Annotated in this window: 19 protein-coding genes and 1 pseudogene; 18 read left to right on the forward strand and 2 right to left on the reverse strand. The window is 66.0% G+C overall.

The genetic code is table 11. From position 1 onward, the window contains the following. The first annotated feature begins 130 nt into the window (after positions 1 to 130). Genes GH2_RS10510 through GH2_RS10520 form a run of 3 tightly spaced genes read left to right on the forward strand, consistent with a single transcriptional unit; the run spans position 131 to position 2,987 of the window. Entirely contained in the window at positions 131 to 820 is a 690-nt protein-coding gene (locus GH2_RS10510; protein WP_066167054.1) for a nitroreductase, read from the forward strand. Between the two features lie 10 nt (positions 821 to 830). Beyond that, the gene (locus tag GH2_RS10515) at positions 831 to 1,652 is read left to right on the forward strand and encodes an alpha/beta fold hydrolase (protein WP_066167057.1); all 822 of its coding nucleotides are present in this window, start codon (positions 831 to 833) and stop codon (positions 1,650 to 1,652) included. 15 nt (positions 1,653 to 1,667) lie between these two features. Continuing rightward, the gene (locus GH2_RS10520; protein WP_066167060.1) at positions 1,668 to 2,987 is read left to right on the forward strand and encodes a TetR/AcrR family transcriptional regulator; all 1,320 of its coding nucleotides are present in this window, start codon (positions 1,668 to 1,670) and stop codon (positions 2,985 to 2,987) included. An 82-nt stretch (positions 2,988 to 3,069) separates the two neighbouring features. Here GH2_RS10520 and GH2_RS10525 read toward each other — a convergent pair whose 3' ends face one another. Continuing rightward, on the reverse strand, positions 3,070 to 3,903 hold the full coding sequence (locus GH2_RS10525; protein ID WP_066167382.1) for an enoyl-CoA hydratase/isomerase family protein: 834 nt from the start codon (positions 3,901 to 3,903) through the stop codon (positions 3,070 to 3,072). Between the two features lie 292 nt (positions 3,904 to 4,195). On the opposite strand from GH2_RS10525, the gene GH2_RS10530 reads away from it, so the two are divergent. The 11 genes and pseudogenes from GH2_RS10530 to GH2_RS10580 form a co-directional block, all read left to right on the forward strand. Further along, positions 4,196 to 5,584, forward strand: coding sequence for an aldehyde dehydrogenase family protein (locus tag GH2_RS10530; protein WP_066167062.1), 1,389 nt, complete (start codon positions 4,196 to 4,198; stop codon positions 5,582 to 5,584). Positions 5,585 to 5,804: 220 nt separating this feature from the next. Then, a complete protein-coding gene (locus tag GH2_RS10535) occupies positions 5,805 to 6,575 on the forward strand; it encodes an ABC transporter permease (protein WP_174545341.1) in 771 nt (256 codons plus the stop codon). Positions 6,576 to 6,594: 19 nt separating this feature from the next. Then, a complete protein-coding gene (locus GH2_RS10540; RefSeq protein ID WP_157086065.1) occupies positions 6,595 to 7,461 on the forward strand; it encodes an MlaE family ABC transporter permease in 867 nt (288 codons plus the stop codon). Between the two features lies 1 nt (position 7,462). After that, complete coding sequence (locus tag GH2_RS10545; protein ID WP_066167070.1) at positions 7,463 to 8,566, forward strand: MlaD family protein; 1,104 nt, start codon at positions 7,463 to 7,465, stop codon at positions 8,564 to 8,566. 2 nt (positions 8,567 to 8,568) lie between these two features. Then, a complete protein-coding gene (locus tag GH2_RS10550) occupies positions 8,569 to 9,585 on the forward strand; it encodes an MlaD family protein (RefSeq protein ID WP_066167073.1) in 1,017 nt (338 codons plus the stop codon). Further along, the gene (locus GH2_RS10555; protein WP_084247430.1) at positions 9,582 to 10,589 is read left to right on the forward strand and encodes an MlaD family protein; all 1,008 of its coding nucleotides are present in this window, start codon (positions 9,582 to 9,584) and stop codon (positions 10,587 to 10,589) included. The genes GH2_RS10550 and GH2_RS10555 overlap by 4 nt, the downstream gene beginning before the upstream one ends. A gap of 1 nt (position 10,590) precedes the next feature. Beyond that, positions 10,591 to 11,712, forward strand: a complete 1,122-nt coding sequence (locus tag GH2_RS10560) for an MlaD family protein (RefSeq protein WP_084247431.1) — start codon at positions 10,591 to 10,593, stop codon at positions 11,710 to 11,712. After that, complete coding sequence (locus GH2_RS10565; RefSeq protein WP_244885361.1) at positions 11,709 to 12,707, forward strand: MlaD family protein; 999 nt, start codon at positions 11,709 to 11,711, stop codon at positions 12,705 to 12,707. The genes GH2_RS10560 and GH2_RS10565 overlap by 4 nt, the downstream gene beginning before the upstream one ends. Further along, the gene (locus tag GH2_RS10570; RefSeq protein WP_066167077.1) at positions 12,704 to 13,660 is read left to right on the forward strand and encodes an MlaD family protein; all 957 of its coding nucleotides are present in this window, start codon (positions 12,704 to 12,706) and stop codon (positions 13,658 to 13,660) included. The genes GH2_RS10565 and GH2_RS10570 overlap by 4 nt, the downstream gene beginning before the upstream one ends. A 79-nt stretch (positions 13,661 to 13,739) precedes the next feature. Then, positions 13,740 to 14,555 (forward strand): hypothetical protein, encoded by an 816-nt coding sequence (locus GH2_RS10575; protein WP_066167080.1) that lies wholly within the window; start codon positions 13,740 to 13,742, stop codon positions 14,553 to 14,555. Between the two features lie 42 nt (positions 14,556 to 14,597). Continuing rightward, positions 14,598 to 15,572: pseudogene (locus GH2_RS10580) on the forward strand (ABC transporter ATP-binding protein); the annotation flags it as partial. 41 nt (positions 15,573 to 15,613) lie between these two features. On the opposite strand, the gene GH2_RS10585 reads toward GH2_RS10580, so the two are convergent. Beyond that, a complete protein-coding gene (locus GH2_RS10585; protein WP_066167082.1) occupies positions 15,614 to 16,384 on the reverse strand; it encodes an SDR family oxidoreductase in 771 nt (256 codons plus the stop codon). Between the two features lie 180 nt (positions 16,385 to 16,564). On the opposite strand from GH2_RS10585, the gene GH2_RS10590 reads away from it, so the two are divergent. From GH2_RS10590 to GH2_RS10605, 4 genes are all read left to right on the forward strand, one after another. Continuing rightward, positions 16,565 to 17,248 (forward strand): response regulator transcription factor, encoded by a 684-nt coding sequence (locus GH2_RS10590; RefSeq protein ID WP_066167085.1) that lies wholly within the window; start codon positions 16,565 to 16,567, stop codon positions 17,246 to 17,248. After that, positions 17,249 to 18,667, forward strand: coding sequence for a HAMP domain-containing sensor histidine kinase (locus GH2_RS10595; RefSeq protein ID WP_066167089.1), 1,419 nt, complete (start codon positions 17,249 to 17,251; stop codon positions 18,665 to 18,667). Positions 18,668 to 18,758: 91 nt separating this feature from the next. Then, positions 18,759 to 20,159, forward strand: coding sequence for a S1C family serine protease (locus GH2_RS10600; protein ID WP_066167092.1), 1,401 nt, complete (start codon positions 18,759 to 18,761; stop codon positions 20,157 to 20,159). Between the two features lie 71 nt (positions 20,160 to 20,230). Continuing rightward, positions 20,231 to 20,752: a MogA/MoaB family molybdenum cofactor biosynthesis protein gene (locus tag GH2_RS10605; protein ID WP_066167095.1), complete on the forward strand. Its 522-nt coding sequence runs from the start codon at positions 20,231 to 20,233 to the stop codon at positions 20,750 to 20,752. The last annotated feature ends 68 nt before the right edge of the window (positions 20,753 to 20,820 follow it).

The raw sequence follows: 20,820 nt of genomic DNA on the forward strand, positions 1-20,820 counted from the left end.
CGTATCGATTCGCCTGCGCTGGTGTGACCGGCGCTACATCTCAGGGTAGACGTCACTGAACACTCTGTCTACACTCACTGTCTAGCCGCATGTACAGGGCGGTGTTGTGAACGATTCCCGAGGAGATGCGATGACCTTCGATCCAGATGACGTTGCGACGGCGACGCTCGAGCGGCTGCTGTCCGATCGGTGGAGCTGCCGATCATTCCGTTCGGACGAGGTTCCGCGCGCCGAGATCGACCGCGTCCTCGACGTCGCGCGCCGATCACCGTCGTGGTGCAACACCCAGCCCTGGCATCTGCACATCACCTCGGCGCAGCGGACGGCTGACCTGAAAGAGGCCTTGGCAGCAGCGATCGCCGACGGTCCCGATCAGCGGCCGGACCTGCCCTTTCCCGAGTCGTACGACGGCGTCTATCGCGATCGCCGACGAGAGAGCGGACGCCAACTGTACGAGAGTCTCGGGATCGCGATGGGCGATCGTGCGGCGTCGATGCGGCAGACGCTGCGCAACTTCGACTTCTTCGGTGCTCCGCATGTCGCGATCCTGACGACGGATCGGTCGCTGGGGACCTACGGCGCCGTGGACTGCGGGCTGTTCATCAACAACTTCCTGCTCGCCGCGCACAGCCGGGGGATCGCCAGCATCCCACAGGCCGCACTCGCGACGCAGGCGCCGATTCTCCGCGACTTCCTCGACCTGCCGGACGATCGGATCGTCGTCGTCGGAATCTCGTTCGGGTACGCCGACCTCGATCATGCGGTCAACGCCTACCGCACCGACCGCCAGTCGACCGCCGACGTCGCGACCTTCGTGTGAGGTGGGAAGAATGACTCAACGACTGATCACCACCGCCTCGGGCGTCTCGATCAACGTCCGTGACCTCGGCGACGGACCCGCCGTGCTCTTCATTCACGGCTGGAGCCTGTCCGGCGAGGTGTGGGACCGCCAACTGCGCGTCGTCGCCGAAGCGGGCTACCGCACCATCGCGATGGACCAGCGCGGCCACGGGGGCTCGGACGCGCCGCTGACCGGGTACGACATCGAGGATCTGACCGCCGACGCCATCGGTGTGCTGGATTCGCTGGGGATCTCCTGCGCCGTCGTCGTCGGGTGGTCGCTCGGCGGAATGGTGGCGCTGCGGGCGGCGTGCGATCACCCGGACCGAATCACCTCCACGGTGCTCGTCGCCTCCAACGGTGTGGCGGCGTCGCGGACCGATGCGTTCCCCTTCGGTGTTCCCGCCGACGGGCCGCTCGGTGCGATTCTTGCGGCCGAACATCACGACCGGATCCAGTTGCGACGGAAGGCGGTCGGGGATCCGTTCAAGCAGGCGCCGACACCCGCCGTCCTGGATTGGCTGCACCGGATCTCGCTTCAGACGCCGAGCTGGGCTGGGATGGCGGCGATGCGGACACTGCTGTGCACCGACCAGACGGCGATTCTCGACCGGCTTTCCGGACCGGTGACGGCGCTGGTGGGCGCCGCCGATCCGGCGCTGTCGATTCGCGGTGCACGATGGCTCGCGGATCGGGTCGACGGTCGCCTCGTCGAGTTCGACTGCGGGCACTACCCCATGCTGGAGTGTGCCGATGAGTTCGACGCCGCGCTCCTGTCCGCGATCGGCGCCAGACGGCATGTCCGTACATAGTGTAAAATCGGACTGATGAGCCAGGGTTCCTTTACGCGGCATCGTCCGCGGGCGTTCGACGGGACGTCCGGGGCGGAGCAGTCGGTGTTCGACGCCACCGAACGGCTTCTCGAAGAGATCCCTCTGCAGGATCTCACTGTTGCGCAGATCCTGCCGGTCGCCGGTGTCTCCCGAGCCAACTTCTACCACTACTTCGCCAGTAAGCACGACGTGCTGGTAGCGCTGGTGGCTCGGATGTTCGAGGACTCCTATGGCGCGAATGCGCCGTGGTCGAGCACGCCCGGTCGGGATCGAGCGCGGCAGATGGGATCGTCCCTCGCGAGCACCCTCGAGATGTGGTCGCAGCACGGCGCGGTGATCGGGGCCGTCATCGAGCACATGCACAGCCAGCCCGCGGTGGGGGCGGCGTGGCAGCGCATGTTCACGCGATTCGTCGACACGATCACCGAGCAGGTGCGGTACGAGCGCGAATCCGGGCAAGCCCCCGACGGGGCGCCGGCTGATATGGTCGCCGCCCTGCTCGTCGGGGCGGTGGAACGCGCCTTCTATGTCAGTACGCGGCACCTGGATCCGCGACTGCCCGCGGTCGACGACATCGCCGATTCGCTGCGAGCGCTCAATGAGGCGGCGATGTATGGCGGACGGATCGCGGAGTACCGGGCCGATGCGAACCCGGATGCGGAGCCTGTTCCCGTCCGCCCCTCGTCGTTGACTGCGCCGGACACCGACGGACTCGACTCGGAGACGCCGACCGCGATCCTCAACGCGATGCGAGAGTTGCTCGTGGACCAGAGCCTGGCGAAGTTGAGCGTTGCCGCCGTGCTCAAGGCCGCAGGCACCTCGCGCGCGTCGTTCTATTTCTACTTCCGGAGCAAAGAGGACGCGTTCGTGGTGCTGTTCCGGCAGGCGGCCGCGGGAATCGTCGCCGGCCTGCAGGGGCTCGTGGATGTCGATCGATCCGATCCCGTGGCGCTGGTGGAGCAGGTGGGGCAGTGGCTCGATCTGGACGGATTCACCGGGCCGGTGATTCGGAACGCGGTGCATGCGTGGCCCCGACTGCCGGAGCTGCGGATCGAGTACCTCGCGGCGATGGACGCGATGGAGTCGACCCTGGAAGCGATCATCGAGACGGATCGTGCACGGGGCCTGGCGCCCGACGGACCGCCGGCACCGCAATATGCGGCGACGCTGCTGTGGGCCATCGAGCGAACCGTCGCGGGATCACTGGCCGGCGAGGACCACCTCGGAGATCTGAGCGAGGTCACGTCGCTGGTGGGTGCAGTGCTCTACGGTGCGATCTACGGCAGACGGGATGGCCCGCCGCAGGGTGAATAGGGGCGCAGTCGATTCGCTCGTCCGCGTCCAGGTCGGCGGTCGCCGGAGCAGACCGTCGACCGCGACCGGTAACGCGAAACTGTCAGTGCCCGAGGAACTTCGGCGGTCGACGTTGGGCGAATGCGGTGATGCCTTCGCGGAAGTCGGCGGCGTCGACGAGCCGAGTCTGACTGTGGACCTCGGTCTCGAGTGCCGCGTCCAGCCGGTCGAGAAGTGCGGCGTTCAGGCTGTGCTTGATGGCGGCGAACGCCTTGGTCGGACCGGACGCGAGTTCGTCGGCCAAGGCCGTCGTTCGAGTGGACAGCGCGTGGTCGTCCACCACCTCGTCCACCATGCCCCAGTCCAGGGCTGTCGGCGCGTCGACCCGGGTGCCGAGCATCGCCATGCGGGTGGCCCGCCCGATTCCGATCCGTGCGCCGAGCAGCAGTGACGCCCCCGCGTCGAGGGTGAGCCCGACCTTGGCGAACCCGAGTGAGAACCAGGCGGACTCCGCTGCCACGACGTGATCGCACGCCATCGCCAAGGCGCAACCGAGTCCCACCGTCGATCCGTTCACCGCGGCGACGGCCGGCTTGGGCATGGTGCGCAGAGTGCGGATGATCGGGTTGTAGTACATCCGCAATTCTTCTTCGGTCCGCGGAGCGAGTCTCGTCTCGGGCGTCACGTCGCCCAGCGCGATGTCGGCGCCTGCGGAGAACGCCGATCCGGCACCGGTCAGGACCACGCATCGCACCGTGTCGTCGCGTGCCGCCTCGTCGACGGCGCGGCGCAGAGCTCGCTGCAGTCGTGGATCGAACGTGTTGAGCGCCGCTGGTCGATTCATTGTCAACCAGCGGGTGGCATCCGTCTGCGCAATCGTCAGGACGTCGGACTGTGTGCGCGGCGCGTCGGCTGCGGGGGTTGCTTGGGGCGGCATGATCAGAGACAACCAGACATTACGTCTGAACGCAATGTCCCGCCTCATTTTCGGGCTGCTGACAAAAAACGCTTGACGTATCATGTAAACCTACTTACTGTAGGTACCAATCGTGCCGCAGGTCACAGGGGAGACGTTCATACTAGGGCCCTTAGGCCACCGAGGCGAGTGATTGACATCACGTCTGAACACTATGTACGCTCATCGTGTTCAAGCTGTGTTCTTCGGCGGGCGCGACGCCCGACGGATATCGCGGGACGTGCCGATTCTTGCCAGAGTTCAGGAGTTTTCGATGAGTGTTACCGAGATCGCGACGACGATCGGATCGTCAGCGGGCGAAGAAGTCGACATCGCTCGGCGCGCATTCCGCGACGGCAGGACGCGCTCACTCGCGTGGCGGACCCGTCAACTGCGGGGGCTCCTCCGATTCATCGACGAGTGCGAGCCGGAGATCGTCGCCGCCATCGAAGCAGATCTCGGTCGCAGCGCCATGGCGTCGTTCATGGCGGACATCGGTCCCGTGCGCCACGAGATCCGGCACACCCTGAGCCGGCTGAGCGGCTGGATGAAGCCCACGTCAGTGCCGATCGGTGCGGCCACCGCGCCGGGCAAGGCGTTCACGATTCCCGAGCCCAAGGGGGTCGTCCTGATCCTCGGCACCTGGAACTTCCCGTTGCTTCTCACCATCCAGCCGCTGGTCAGCGCGCTCGCCGCGGGGAACACCGCCGTGATCAAGCCATCGGACATGGCGAGTGCCACCGGCCGCGTCATCGCCGACCGACTGCCGCAGTACGTCGACAGCTTGGCCGTGCGCGTGGTGCTCGGCGACGGCTCGGTGAACCGCGAACTGTTGAAGCACCCGTTCGATCACACCTTCTTCACCGGCTCCACCGCGGTGGGCAAGAAGGTGATGGAGGCGAGCGCCGCCCATCTGACGCCGGTGACCCTCGAACTCGGCGGCAAGAGCCCGGTGGTCGTCGCCGCCGATGCCGACATCGACGTGGCGGCTCGTCGTATCGCCTGGGCCAAGTCGATCAACGCCGGGCAGACGTGCATCGCACCCGACTACGTGATCGTCGAGGAATCGGTCCGGCCACGCCTCGTCGCGCGACTGCTTGAAGAACTGCCCGCGCAGGCTGCGAACGACACCACCCACATCGTCAATCGGCATCATCTCGACCGGCTCAGCGGACTGTTGACGACCAGCGGTGGGGAGGTCTTCGGCGGCGAGGTGAACGTCGACACGCTGGGCATGACGCCGGCGCTGGTGACCGACCCCGACCTCGACTCCGAATTGATGCGCGACGAGATCTTCGGTCCCATCCTGCCGGTGGTGAGCGTCCCCTCGGTCTACTCCGCGATCGAGTTCATCAACGATCGTCCCAAACCCCTTGCGCTGTACCTGTTCACCGAGTCCTCCGAGACCGCCGACGACGTCATCGGTCTCACGTCGTCGGGGGCGGTCGGCGTCAATCATCTGCTGTATCAACTGCTGGTCCCCGAGCTGCCTTTCGGCGGCGTCGGCGACTCGGGACTGGGTCGCTACCACGGCAAGCACGGGTTCGACACGTTCAGTCACCACAAGGCGGTGCTGCGCAAACCGACACGTCCCGACCTGGCCGTCACCTATCCGCCGTATGGATCGGTGATGCGCCGGATCCTCCGCACTGCGATGGGCTGACGCCGCCGCAGTGAATTGACCGCAAGCTCAGCGCACTCCGGACACGATGTCGCCGTGCGCTCAGCCCCGTATTCCCAACCGCAAGGTTCGCCAGCCACTAGGAGAGGTGACGATGAGCGCAACGACGCTCGAGCCTGATGATCTGCGAATATCGCAGAACAGAATCCAGATTCTGTTCAACGGAATCCGCAGATTCCTGACCGGACTGCGTGACCGTGTCATGTCGAGTCTCGACACGATCGGTCGATCCGCCTCGCTGGCTGGTGAGATGGTCCGTTTCACGATCACGGACACGGTGTCGTTGCGACTTGCGGGCAGTGAGGTGATCGACCAGATCTGGAAGCTGTTCAAGGTCACTGCGCTGCCTGCGTTGCTGATGGCGGTGCCGATCGGCGCCGAGGTGTCGGTGCAGGTCGGTGGTGTCATGGACCAGGTCGGAGCCAACTCGTTGGCCGGCGCCGCCAGCGGTCTGGGCGTGGTGAACCAGGGTGCGCCGATGGCCGCCGGGCTGTTGTTGAGCGGCGCCGCGGCGTCGGCGATCGCCTCGGACCTGGGCTCGCGATCGATTCGCGAAGAGATCGACGCTATGCGCGTGATGGGCGTCAACCCGATTCAACGCTTGATCGTTCCCCGCTTCCTGGCGATGCTGGCGATCGCGCCCGCCCTGTGCGTGATGATCATCGCCTCCGGTGTCGGCGCGGGTCTGGCCATCTCGGCCAACATCAACGATGTGGTCCCCGCCAGTTTCTGGCAGTCGTTCGGCGCGTTCGCCACCCCCGTCGACCTCGCGTTCTCGGTGTTCAAAGCGGTGCTGTTCGCGTTCATCGTCGTGGTGATCGCCAGCCTGCGCGGACTCGAGGCCAAAGGCGGACCGAAGGGCGTGGCGAACGCCGTGAATGCGTCCGTGGTCCTGAGCGTCTTCTGCATCTTCATGACGAACCTCGCGGTGAGCCAGGTGCAGACGATGTTCTTCCCGGCGAGATTGGCGTGAGGGCATGACACAGAATCAGATGCGATCGCAGAGCGCGTCGCCTTCCGGCGGGATCCTCGTCCGAATCGGGCGGGCCGTCTCAGCCAAGATCGCCGGTGCGATCGCCGAACTCGGCCAGATCGCGATGTTCGTGTGGAAGACGATCGTGCTGTTGCCGACGACGATCCGTCAGTACCGCAAACAGACCCTCAAGACCATGAACGACATGGCGTGGGGCAGCGGCTCGATCATCGTCGACGGCGGTGTGGTGAGCCTGATGTTCTTCCTCGGTCTCGCCGTCGGCGCCGTGGTGGCGATCATGGCGTTCATGGCCTTCGACCTTCTCGGGTTCGGGGCGCTGACCGGCATCATCAGCTCCTTCGGCAACATCCGCGTGGTCGCGCCGATCATCACCGGCATCGGCTTCGCCGCCCAGGCCGGCTGCCGGATGACCGCCGAGATCGGCGCCATGCGGATCTCCGAGGAGATCGACGCGACCGAGACCATGGGCCTGCGCGCGATCCCGTTCGTCGTCGGCACCCGCCTGGTCGGCGGCATGCTCGTGGTGCTGCCCAGCTACGTGATGGCGCTGGTGGTCAGCTTCATCACCGGCGGCATCATCGTCAAGACCTTCCACGATCAACCCGCAGGCACCTACGACCACTACTTCGCGCAGTTCGTCACCTGGCAGGACCTCCTGGCGTCGATCGTCAAAGCCGTGCTGTTCTGCGCCATCGTGACGCTGATCCACTGCTACTACGGCTACTTCGCCAGCGGCGGCCCCGCGGGCGTCGGCGCCGCCTCCGGACGCGCCATCCGCGCCTCCCTGGTCGCGATCGTCGTCCTGAACTTCGTCATGACGGTCGTCATCTGGGGCCTCAATCCACCGCTTCCGTTTAGGGGTTGACATGGCAAAAGCAATCAACCAAGACTTCGTCCGCGGCAGCGGCGGCACCCAGCTTCGGGCTCTCGTGACCTCCGGCGTCGCCGCCATCCTCGTGATCGTCCTCGCCATCGCGGCGATCGTGATCGTCTACCCCAGGGCCTCGGCGCCATCGGGGCGGACGGTGCACCTGGTGCTGCCGACGGTCGGACCGGGGCTGCAGGCCAAGAGCAAGGTGCTACTGCGCGGCGCCGAGGTCGGCGTGGTGACCGACGTCGACTCCACCGACCCGTACTCGGTGCACGTGGACATCGCGCTCGACGACTCCGCGGCTGCGAGCCTCACCGACGCCTTCGACGTCGACTTCCGTCCAGCCAACTACTTCGGCACCACCGCGATCAACCTGATCGCTAAGGCCGGCGGCGGATCGATCCGCGAAGGACAGACGATCCGTCGCGATTCGGCCCCCGACTTCACCATGTCGACCATGATCGAGCACGGCTCGATCGTCGTGGACGGCAGCCTCACCCGTGATGTCATCGACAGTCTGAACAAGGTGACCGACTACGCGTCCGGTCTCGCGCCGCTGGTCCAGACGCTGATCGTCGTCAGTGACAGTGTGGCGCGCACGCAGAAGCAGTTGCCGAGCACGCTGATGGCGCGGATGAACGACATCACCGCGGTCTTCCCCAAGACGAACATCGAGGCACTCGGTGCCCTGGATGCGATCACCAACAGCAGTTTCAATCGGCTGCCGGACGGATCGCGCGGGGTCGACAAGGCCTACCACGACCTGATGAACAGGTCGCTGACCGTGGCTTCGGACGGGTTGTTCGGCGCGATCGGCAAGCTCCTGGGCTCGCACTCCGCCGAGCTCACGCCGGTGGTCACCGCGATCAAGTACCTGACCGACGAAGTTCCCGGAGTGATGGGCGACGCGTCGACCATGACGAAGTTGCAGGAAGCCATCGAAGGTCTCCAACGCAGTTTCCGCGGTCCGAAGGGACAGCAGACGCTGCAACTGCGGATCCTCTTGGACTCCGTGCCCGGCGTCGCGCAGTCGATGGCCGCCATGGGCGTGCGCCCGGGCGCGACACCGGATCACCACGTCACGAAGAAGGAGGACTGACGGTGGCCTCACCACGAGTACAGACACTGATCTCGAGTGCCAAGGTGGCGGCGGTCGCGGTCTGCGCACTCCTGTTGTTCATCCTGGTGATCAATGCGATGCGCAACCCCGTCGAGGAGAGCACGCGCTCGTATTCCGCCGACTTCACCGACGCGTCCGGCCTGCACCCGAACGGCGACGTCCGGTACAAGGGCAAGCGCGTGGGCAAGGTCACGAAGGTCGAACTCATCGAGGGCGAGGCACGCGACAAACCGCTCGCCCGCGTCGAGTTCACCCTCGACGAGGATCACTCGATCACCGACGCGACGAGACTGGCGATCAAGTACCAGAACTTGACCGGTGTGCGGTACGTCGACGTCCGCGGCGACGATGAGTCCGGACCCCGCATCAGCCACGTGCCCGCGAGCCACACCGTTCCGTCCTTCGACATCACGGAACTGTTCAACGGACTGCAACCGGTCCTGTCGACCATGCAGAACAAGGACATCAACGAGTTCAGCGAGAACGCGATCGCCCTCCTCCAAGGAGATGGATCGGGCTTGGGGCCGATGCTCGACAGCACCCAGAAACTGACGAAGTACGCCAAGAGCCGACAACAAGTCGTGTCGAAGCTGACCGAGAATCTGGCACGGATCTCCGATGTGATGGGCGGACGGAACCAGAATGTCATGGAGTTCCTCCACGCCATCGATCTCCCGATCACCAGCGCGACCACCGTCCTCGACGAGTTCGCGGTGACGGCCTCCGCGGGCCCGGCGTTGTTCGAGCCGATCGACCGGATCCTGACGGCGTTCAACGTTCGCGACGACACCGACATGCCGCGTCGCATCAAGGCGATCTTCAAGAACGCGACGCAGCTGTTCGGCGTGTTCGATCTCATGCCCAATGCGTTGGAGGGACTGAAGGGCACCGACGGATTCCAGGAGCCCTACCCGAAGTGTGCGAACGGGACCGCGAAGATCCCGCTCGAGGCGAAGTTCTTCATCGACGACAGGCAGGTGACCCTGTGCAACCCATGACCCTCTTGGGCAAGGTGCCGACGTTCCGCAAGAAGAAGGCGCAGCACGATGCCGACCACCGGCTGCTCGGACTCGGTGTGATCGTCGTGGTGATCCTGCTGCTCGCCGGTGTGTTCGTGCTGTACATCCATCCGCCCGGCAAGAAGGCGATCACCTTCGAGGTGACGGACGCCGCGTCGATCCACACGGGCGAGGACGTCCGGATCGCGGGCATCGTCGTCGGCAAGGTCTCCGCGGTGACGATGCAACAGGACTCGGTTCTGATCGAGGCGCGGATCGACGACTCCGCGTTCGTCGGAGACCAGGCGAGCGTCGACGTCCGGATGCTCACGCCGGTCGGCGGCTACGCGATCACCATCATCCCCCGCGGCACCGACGAATTGACGGACACCATTCCCGCGACGCGAGTGACGGTGCCCTACTCGATCGGCGACGTGATTCAGGCGGCGCCGCACACCACCGACGGCATCGAGACGCCGACGTGGCACTCCAACATCAAGCAGGTGGCCGATGCGCTCGGGAAGAACGACACGTCGCTCCGCTCGATCGTCGACGGGCTCGACTCGGTCACCGAGGTCTTCGCGAAGCAGCGTGATCAGGTCCACCAGATCGCGGAACTGGCCTCGACCTATCTGAACACCTTCAATACGAACAAGGACTTCGTGTTCACGCTGATCAAGAAGCTCGACTCGGTGGTGACCAGCTATCACGTCAACTCGACCGGCTTCGACTACGCCTATCAACTGTTCTCCGACGTGCTCTACAAGGCGGGACCCACGTTCCGCACCTACCTGGTCAACAGCCAGGCCTACGAACCGCAGATCCGATCGATCATGGCGCAGATCCGCACGATGGAGACGGAATTGGAACCGACGATCAACGGGCTCATCGGCATGCGCGACAAGCTGAAGACGTCGCTCACGCCTGGCAGCCTGCGCCAGCTGAGCAACGGTCAGCTGATGCTGGAGAACCTGTGCATCCCGCTCCCCGGAAAGGAGTGCTGAGATGACTGACATCAACGACGCCGTGCCGGCTCCGCGTGCTTCTCGGCTCCGCCGCCGCGTCTTCGGCGCGCTGGCCGTGACGACCGCGGTGGCGATCGGGGTGACGGCGACCGGCTTCGGCTTCAGCAGTGCCGCGACGACCTCCGCAGGAACCGGAGGCGGCGACGGCTTCTGCGTCGACTTCACCGACGCCATCGGGCTGTACGAAGGGAACCCGGTCACCCAGATGGGGGTGAAAGTCGGCTCGGTGACGCAGATCAGCGCCCACGGTCCGCGGGTCCGGGTCACGTTCTCATTGGACTCAGGCCGTGCCTACCCGGCCACGGTGAAGGCCGTCACGCGCTCCAAGTCGTTGTTGGCCGACCGCAGTCTCGAACTCGTCGGCAATTATGCGACCGGGCCGGTGCTGGAGGCAGGGCACTGCATCTCGATGCAGAACAGCTTCACCCCGAAACCGATCAGCGAGGTCGCCGGGTCGGCGTCGGACTTCCTTGAGGGGCTGTCGGCCAACGGTGGCGACGACCTGCAACGGGCCCTGTCCGGTGCCGATCTGGCGCTCGACGGCACCGGCGCCAAAGCCAACTCGATGTTCCGCAACGCAGCGGACGCAGCCAAGAACCCGGACGCGTTCACCGCCGACATCGGTGCGTCGATCGCCGACATGGCGCCCCTGACCGACGCGGCGCTGAAGCACTGGGAACAGATCATGTCCCTCGCCGACCAGGGAGCCTCCGTCGCAAGCCTTGGTACTGGACTGTTCTACAAGGTCGCCAAGTTCTGCCGCGGCATCGGATGGACCATCGCGCTCATGTACGACGTCTGGAAGCACTACGGGCCGGAACTGGAGAAGATCGTGCTCGACGTCGGGTCGCCGGTGGTGTCGGCGATCGCAGGCAACGCACCCACGTGGCGCACGAACCTGAAGTCGCTCACACCGGCGATCGGTGACGCGTTGCGCGATCAGACCGCGGCCACCGGTGCGCTGTCGGTTCCGTACCAGGCGCCGTCGGTGACGGTCAGTGCGCAGCAGTGCAAGGCGTTGGGGAAGGCGTGCAAGCGCGGAACCAACCAGACGACGTCGGTCAACCCGATCGACCTGGTGCTGAAGGCGGGGGCGAAGTGAAGACCAGATTCCTGTGGATCCTCGCGGTCCTCGTCCCGGTGATGCTGGTGATGTCGGGCTGCTCGCTGAGCCCCAACCGCCTGCCGTCGGTCAAGGCCGGGGTGAGCGCGGACTACGAAGTGACGCTGAAGTTCGCCAGTGTGCTGAACCTGCCGACCGGCGCCGACGTGATGATGAACGGACTGCAGGTCGGGCGGGTCAAGGAACTCAACGAGTCCAAGGACGGCGTCGACGTCGTCGTCGGACTCACCGCGTCGCGCCCGGTGCCCGCCGACTCGACGGCGATCATTCGCCAGAACACCCCGCTGGGCGACACCTATCTCGGCTTCACCCCGCCCGAGAATCCGACGAACGCAGGCAACCTGCACGACGGTTCGGTGGTGCCGATGTCGCGAACCACGTCGCCGCCGACGCTGGAGGACACGATCGCGGTGCTCGCCTACTTCGTCAACGGTGGAACCGTCCAGAAAGTCCAGGACACGATGGTCACGCTGAACAAGACGCTGCCGCAGATCAAAGACGTGCGCAGGCTCGCATCAACGGTGGCGACCGACCTCGACGACCTTGCGGGCAACCTCGGGGAGATCGACCGACTGCTCACCGGGCTCGACGGCGTCGCGAAGTCGTTCCCCGCGAGTCGCGTGCAGATCGAGCACGTTTTCGGAGATCAGGGCATCGACTATTACAAGACGGTCGGATACTCGCTGGTCCGACACATCGCGACCCTGCTGCCCTCCGTCGGGTCGGTGTTCACCGGCGGTCTCTGGGTGGTTCCCTTGCTGACCTCGATCGCCGAGGCGGCCGAGAACGCGGCACCCATCTGGCCGGCGGGCGACCGCATGGTGGCCGGCGCGAACGACTTCGTCAGCAACACGCTGAAGCCGTTCCTGAAGAATCCGCGCGTCGCGATCACCTCGGTGAAGGCCAAGGGAAGCGACAAGCAGATGCTCGCGGACTCGGCATCGATCCTGCGCATCCTGGGGGTGGTCCGATGATCACCAAGACACGACTGTCCGTGCTGGGGATGCTGGTGATCCTGGTTGTGTCGGTGCTCTACATCTTCAATGTGGGCCTGCACCTGATGACCGTCGGCGCCAAGTACGCGAGCATCACCGTCCAGGACACCAACGGCATCCTGGTCGGATCACGCGTCCTCTTGCGCGGCATCGAGATCGGGCACGTCACCGAGATCTCGCAGACCCCCGAGGGGGCCAAGATCACCTGGGACTACCAGGACTCACAGCAGATTCCGACCGCCAGTGATTTCCGCATCGACAACCTCTCCGCGCTCGGCGAGGCCTATGTGGCCGTGCTGCCCACGACGGAGGCCGGGCCCTACCTGGCCGATCACGCCACCATCGCCGGACCGCGCGTGCGGGAGGCGTCGACCTTCAAAGACATGTCGAAGCAGGTCACCGAGGTGCTCACCCAGGTCGATCCGAAGCAGGTCAAGAACGTCTTCCATCAGCTCAACGCGGGCCTGCCCGACGACATCGAGGTGCTGGGCGACTTGAACCGAGTGGGTGAGCTGCTCGTGACGCAGATGATGCGCAACGAGGATTCGCTGCGCACCCTGCTGGCGACCATGCAGCCGCTGCTCATGCAGTCGTCGCGTCTCCCCGGCGACATGGCTCGGCTCACCCCCGAGATCCGCGACTTCGGCAAGATGTTCGCTTACCTCGAAGACGGGGTGAAGGACGCGATCGACTGGTCGGGCCCCATGTACACGGGCATCACCGAAGGCGCGAGCCCCCTCGTCGCACTGTTGCAGAAGTTCTTGGACGACAACTCGGGCGACCTGAAGATCATCGGCGAGAACCTCCTGCCGGTGACGGCGGCGGGCGCGGCGTCGATGCGCACCGTTGACGCCGGGAAGTTCCTCGACACCCTGATCGCGGCCACGAACCGCGGCGGACTGACCATCCACATTCCCGGGGGAGGACGGTAACCCATGCCTGAGATCGCCGCCTGAGGCGGATGCCGCACCGTCCAGAGACATCACCAAGACCGATCCTGAGGAGTTCACAATGAGCGGGAACACCATGGCGCCGGAACGCGCTGACGAAACCACCGAGACGCCGATCGCCGAAGAAGCCGTCGACATCGCATCGCCCCGTCCGCGGCCCGAACCGGCGACGGAGAAGCCGTCGGTCTCTGCTGCGCAGGACACGCAGGCACCCGCCGTCGACGCCGAGGAGTCGTCGCGAGGCCGGGCCGCCCTCGCGAAGCTCTCCAATCGAACGATCAGCATCAAGGAGTTTCTCGCAGGCGTCGTCGTTGTGGCGATCGTGGCGGTCGTCGCGGTGCTGGCCTGGCTGGTGGTCTCCCTCTCGTCCGAACTCGACGGCATGAAGGCCGCCGACGCCGACACCGCGCATGCGGAGAAGGTGGCGCTGGACTACTCGGCGGGAGCCGCGGAGATGAGCTACGAGGACACGCAGGGCTGGCTCAAGCGGCTGACCGCGAACACCACCCCCGAGCTCGGCACCAGACTCCGCAATGCGGCCGGTCAGATGGAGCAGTTGCTGCGACCGTTGCAGTGGTCGTCCACAGCGTCGCCGATCTCGGCGAAGGTGACCTCGGTCGACGGCGACGTCTATCAGGTCGACGCGTTCGTCGGCATCGTGACCAAGAATGTGCAGGCGCCGGCCGACGGCGTCGAGACCACCGCGACGTACAAGCTGACGATCGACAAGGCTCAGGACTGGAAGATCACCGCGATCACCAGCAACGGCACCAATCTCAATGCGGACGGCGCGACACCCGCGGACGGTACGCCGCCGGCGACGCAGAATCCCGCCGCACCGACACCGAACCAGCCGTCGACCCCCGCGGGCGACTGACCGGGCCCCGCGCCGCGACGAGCAGAGAGGAAGGACGAGGTCATGGGTGTTGAGGTCAGTGTGGCGAATCTGACGAAGTCGTTCGGGTCGCAGAACATCTGGCGAGACGTGTCGTTGACGCTGCCGCGAGGTGAGGTCAGTGCACTGTTGGGGCCGTCGGGTACCGGCAAGTCGGTGTTCTTGAAGACGTTGATCGGTCTGCTGCATCCCGAGCAGGGATCGGTCATCGTCGATGGCACCGACATCACCGAGTGCTCGGCCAAGGAGCTGTACGAGATCCGGAAGCTGTTCGGCGTCCTGTTTCAGGACGGCGCGCTGTTCGGGTCGATGACGTTGTTCGACAACATCGCCTTCCCGTTGCGTGAGCACACGAAGAAGAAGGAAGACGAGATCCGGCGCATCGTGCTGGAGAAGATGGAGCTGGTCGGTCTGGCCGGCGCCGAGGGCAAGCTGCCCGGTGAGATCTCCGGCGGTATGCGCAAGCGTGCCGGGCTGGCGCGCGCGTTGGTGCTGGATCCGGAGATCATCTTGTGTGACGAGCCGGACTCGGGTCTGGACCCGGTGCGGACCGCCTACATCTCGCAGTTGCTGATCGACATCAACGCCGAGATCGATGCGACGATTCTGGTGGTCACGCACAACATCAACATCGCCCGCACGATTCCGGACAACATCGGCATGCTGTTCCGTAAGGAGCTGGTGATGTTCGGTCCGCGTGAACAGCTGCTGACGTCGGAGCAGCCGGTGGTCAAGCAGTTCTTGTCCGGTGACCGGTTCGGGCCGATCGGCATGTCCGAGGAGAAGGACTCCGCGGTCGCGGCCGCCGAGTCGGCGATGCAGGCGGCCGGGATCTCCGGCGGCGGCACCACCGAGGACTTCTCCGAGATCATCCCGCAGGTCCAGCCGAACCCCGGCCTACCGGTCCGGCAAGCCGCGATCCGCCACCGCCAACACGTGCTGGAGATCCTGCCCACCCTGCCCCCGCGCGCCCAGGAGGCCATCCGCAAGAGCCTGGCGCTGTCCGCCGTGGAGTGACCTCGCGGGCTCGGGGGCACGGGTCACTGCGCGATGAGTTTGTTCACCGTTCGGTTCAGTACGTTCGGGATGAACTTCGCGGCGTTTCCGAGCAGCGTGGTCTGGAGGCCGACGGAGTAGCTGGTGCGGCTCAGCGCACGGTCGGCGGCGGTGGGGTGGACCGACTCCCACACCTTGTCGGCCACCTGCTCGGGCGTGATGCGGACGCCGAGCGTCTTGATGGACTTCGCGTCGGCGTCGGCCAGGGCGGTGTTCGCCCACAGCGGCCAGATGCTGACGACGCGGATGTCGTCGGGCGCCCATTCGAGTTCCAGCGCTTCGGTGAGTCCGGCGACGTAGAACTTGGTGGCGCTGTACGTCGCGATTCCGGGCTGGCCGTAGATGGCCGACGCCGAGGCGATGTTGACCAGATGCGATTTCGGCGTGGCCTTGAGGTAGGGGTGCGCGGCCTGGGCACCGAAGGTGACGCCGAGGGCGTCGATGTCGACCTGCGCTTTGATGACGTCCGGCGAGATCTCCGCCAGCGGGCCGGCGACCAGGATCCCCGCATTGTTGTCGAGCACGTCCAGCCGGCCGCCGGTGTGCGAGGTGAACTCGGCCAGCCGCGTCGACCACTGTTCGGGGTCGCGCACGTCGAGGACGCCCGTGATGAAGTCCGGGTGCTCGGCGGCGACCGCGGCCAGTGCCTCCTCGCTGACGTCGTACACGCCGACGGTCCAGCCCTCGGCGGCGAACCGCTTCGCCGTCGCCAGCCCGATGCCTGCTGCGCCGCCGGAGATGAAGATGGAAGGCATAGAGATTCCTCACTGTGAACTGCGAGGATCTGTCCCCGCCTCAACATTACTGTCCAGTAAGAACTGTAGCCCTTTGCGGTTTCTCTATGCGAGTGCTCAGACGTATCGGACGGCCGAGGATGCGCGTCGACCGGCGTGTTCGCTCAGTCGAATCTCAGTTGTGGAGATAAGACTGTATTCATGCGCATCCTGGTGGTGGACGACGACCGTGCTGTCCGAGAGTCTCTGCGACGTTCGCTGACCTTCAACGGCTACACCGTCGATACCGCGGGCGACGGACTCGAGGCGTTGGAGAAGGTCATCGCGGACCGTCCCGACCTCATGGTGCTCGACGTGATGATGCCGCGACTCGACGGCCTCGAGGTCTGCCGTCGACTGCGTTCGGCGGGCGACGACCTGCCGATTCTCGTGCTCACCGCCCGCGACTCGGTGTCCGAGCGCGTCAGCGGACTCGACGCCGGCGCCGACGATTACCTGCCGAAGCCCTTCGCGCTGGAGGAACTGCTCGCACGCCTGCGCTCGCTCCTGCGTCGGACGACCCGAGAAGAAGAGGAGTCGGAGGCCGTCTCGTACGCCGACCTCACACTGGATCCGGTGACGCGCGAGGTTACGCGTGGCGAACGGCAGATCAGCCTCACGCGCACCGAATTCGCGCTGCTGGAGATGCTGATGAGCAACCCCAAACGAGTGCTGACGCGCAGTCGGATCCTCGAGGAGGTCTGGGGCTACGACTTCCCGACCTCCGGTAATGCGCTCGAGGTGTACATCGGTTATCTGCGTCGCAAGACCGAAGCCGAGGGGGAGTCGCGCCTGATTCACACCGTGCGCGGTGTCGGATACGTGCTGCGTGAAGGAACCCCGTAGGTGCGCAGTCCCCTCCGCCTCACCCGGGCGATCTCTCTGCGGCGCCGGGTCGCGCTGCTCGCCGCCGCCGTGGTGCTCCTGTCGGCCGTCTTGATGGCGGGCGCCGCCTATTTCGTGGTGTCGCGCTCGATGTACAACGACGTCGACACTCAACTCGTCGCCCGAGCCGACGGACTCACCGCGCTGGCGAAGCTCGGCAGGCTCAACAACGGACCCGAGGCACTGCTCGCCGGAACGGTGTTCTCGACGTCGATCACCATCGCTCTCGTCCAGCAGGACGGCCACGCGGTCTCGGTCGGGCAGGTCCCCTTCGGCGATCCGGAACGCGCTGTCGCGAACTCCACCAATCCGCCCGGCAAACTCAATCAGAGTCTGCGCACCACCGGCAATTACCGGGTGCTCGCGCGGAAGCTGTCCGACGGCAGCACGCTCGTCCTGGCGCAGTCGCTGGCGCGCACCGACGCCGTCCTCGCACGCCTGGCGTCGGTCCTGTTCATCGTCGGCGGCGTCGGTGTCGCGTTCGCCGCCATCGCGGGAACGGCAGTGGCCAGGACCGGTCTGCGCCCGGTCACCCGACTCACCGCGGCGGCCGAGCGCGTCGCGCGGACGCAGGACCTGACGCCCATTCCAGTAACCGGCACCGATGAGCTCGCTCGGCTCACCGAGAGTTTCAACACGATGCTGCGGGCGCTCGCCGAATCGCGCGATCAGCAGGCGCGACTCGTCGCCGACGCCGGTCATGAACTGAAGACGCCGCTCACGTCGTTGCGCACCAACCTCGAACTGCTCATCGCGTCGTCGGCTCCCGGCGCGCCCGCGGTGCCCGCGGCCGACATGGTGGAGCTGCGATCGGATGTGATGGCGCAGATCGAGGAGCTCTCGACCCTCGTCGGCGATCTCGTCGACCTGGCCCGCGACGACGCACTCGAAGCTGTGCACCAGGAAGTGGACCTGGAGGAGGTGCTCGACAGTGCGCTCGAACGCGTCCGTCGGCGTCGCACCGACATCGACTTCGACGTGCAGACCACACCGTGGTTCGTGTTCGGCGAGGAGCACGCGCTCTCCCGCGCGGTCCTCAATGTGCTCGACAACGCCGCTAAATGGAGTCCGCCCGGCCGCGCGGTGCGCGTCCGCTTGACCCAGGTGGGACCGGCGTCCGCCGAACTGAGTTTCGCCGACGCGGGCCCGGGCATCGCACCGGAGGACCGCGAGATGGTCTTCGAGCGGTTCTACCGCTCCGACGCCACCCGCTCCATGCCGGGCTCGGGTCTGGGCCTGGCGATCGTGCGACAGGTGGTCACCCGCATCGGCGGCACCGCGACCGCCGATGCGTCCGACGAAGGCGGTGCGCTGATTCGTCTGCGACTGCCCGGATTGCCGCACCATACTGAACCGGAGCCGATCGTCGTTCGGCGATGATCGCGACCCACAGCAAGTTGGCAGGAATCTGGCAGGCTCTGAGCACCTGGGCCCGAAAGAGTTCACAGAAAACTGAAATAGGGTGAATCTCATGACGAACGGCGAATACCCCGGCAACGACGATTGGCGGCAGGTCCCAGGCACGCAGAATCAACCTCCGAGCCAGCCGCAGACCGGCGGATTCCCGGCGTACGGTGCGGCACCGACCGGCGGAGTCGGGCCGGGGGAGCGGTACGCCGGTCCCACCCCGACGGGGCAGTTCCCCACCGCGCCGCAGACGGGGCAGTTTCCGCCGACGGCGCCGCAGACCGGTCAGTTCCCGGCGGGCGCACAGCCGCCGTGGGGACCGCCGCCGGACTCGCCGACTCCCGGAGCCACACCGCCGGGAGCGCCCGCGCCCGCGCCGAAGTCGGGTGGCACGGGCAAGAAGGCGATCGTCGCGGTCGCGGCCGTCGCCTTGCTCGCCGGTGGCGCGGGTGGGGCCGCAGGCGCCTGGCTGGCGAACGGGTCGGGGAACAGTTCGTCGCAGTCGACGACCGTCGCCTCCGGGCCGACCATGACCGAGCAGCCCGCGGCTGAGCCCGGCTCCGTTCAGGAGACCGCGGCCAAGGTGCTGCCGTCGGTCGTCTCGATCACCGTCGTGGTCGGCAACAAGTCGGGCTCGGGGTCGGGCGTCATCCTCAGCGACAACGGCGTCATCCTCACCAACAACCACGTGATCAGCGCGGGCGGCGGGAGTCCGGCCAGCCAGATCCTGGTCAGCTTCAACGATGGAAGTCGTGCGACGGCCAAGGTCCTCGGTACCGACCCGACGTCGGACATCGCCGTCATCCAGGCCGACAAGACCGGCCTGACGCCGATCACCATCGGCAAGTCGAACAATCTCTCGGTGGGGCAGGAGGTGATCGCCGTCGGCTCGCCCCTGGGCCTGGAGGGCACCGTCACCACCGGCATCATCAGCTCCCTGAACCGACCGGTCTCGACGTCCGGCGCCGACGGCGAGGAGTCGGTGATGGATGCGATCCAGACCGACGCCGCGATCAACCCCGGCAACTCCGGCGGCGCGCTGGTGAACTCGGCGGGCGCGCTGATCGGCATCAACTCGGCCATCGCCACCATCAGCGGCGGCGCCGAGCAGTCCGGCAGCATCGGCCTCGGCTTCGCGATCCCGGTCGACCAGGCGATGCGCATCGCCAACCAACTCCGTTCCGGCGGCACCGCGGAACAGGCGAGCCTGGGCGTGACCGTGCGCCCCAGCACCGACGTCACTCGGCCCGGCGCGCAGGTGGTGACCGTCGTGCCCGGCGGCGCCGCGCGGAAAGCTGGAATTCCGGAGGGTGCCGTGATCACTCAGGTCGACGATCGCAAGATCTCCGCCTCGGATGCTCTGGTTGCCGCTATCCGTTCGTACGCTCCGGGCGATACGGTGAAGATCACGTACTACGTGGGGAGCCAGACCAAGACCGCTCAGGTGACCCTGGGTGCCAGCTAATCCGACGATTCACGTACCGAGCCGCAGTTCCGGCCTGAACGACCGGTAAACTTTGACGAAAGGTTGGATGAATGATTGACGCCGTAGACGCCGAAGCTGAGGCAGCTGTTCAAGGATTGGTCACCCCGCGTGCACTCGTCATCGTGGTGGACGACCGAACCGTTGCCGGTGAGGTCCCCGATCGCCTCGGTCCCCTCGTGGTGGAGTTGCTCGAAGAAGCCGACTTTCACGTCGATGCCACCACCGCCGTGTCGGGGGACGAGGTGGAGATTCGCAATGCGATCAATACAGCCGTCATCGGCGGCGTGGACCTCGTCGTCTCGGTCGGCGGAGTCGGGGTGGGCGCACGCGATGTGACCCCCGAAGCGGCCGAGCCGTTGTTGGATCGCCGCCTGCGCGGCATCGAGGAGGCGATCCGCAGTTCGGGCCTGTCTGCGGGCTCCGCGGATGCCGGCCTTTCCCGCGGTGTAGCTGGGATTTCTGGTCAGACGGTGGTCGTCAACCTGTCGTCGTCACGGGCCGCCGTGCGCGATGGAATGGCGACTCTGATTCCGTTGGCGCACCACGTGATCGCTGCCATCAGTGAGTTCTGATTCCGGGCCGACGAACGCGCATCGGGAGACGGAGGAGAGCTGGCGTCGTCGACGCCGGCTCGACGCCG

The sequence above is a fragment of the Gordonia hydrophobica NBRC 16057 genome, from assembly GCF_001592365.1.
GTDB classification, from domain to species: domain Bacteria; phylum Actinomycetota; class Actinomycetes; order Mycobacteriales; family Mycobacteriaceae; genus Gordonia; species Gordonia hydrophobica.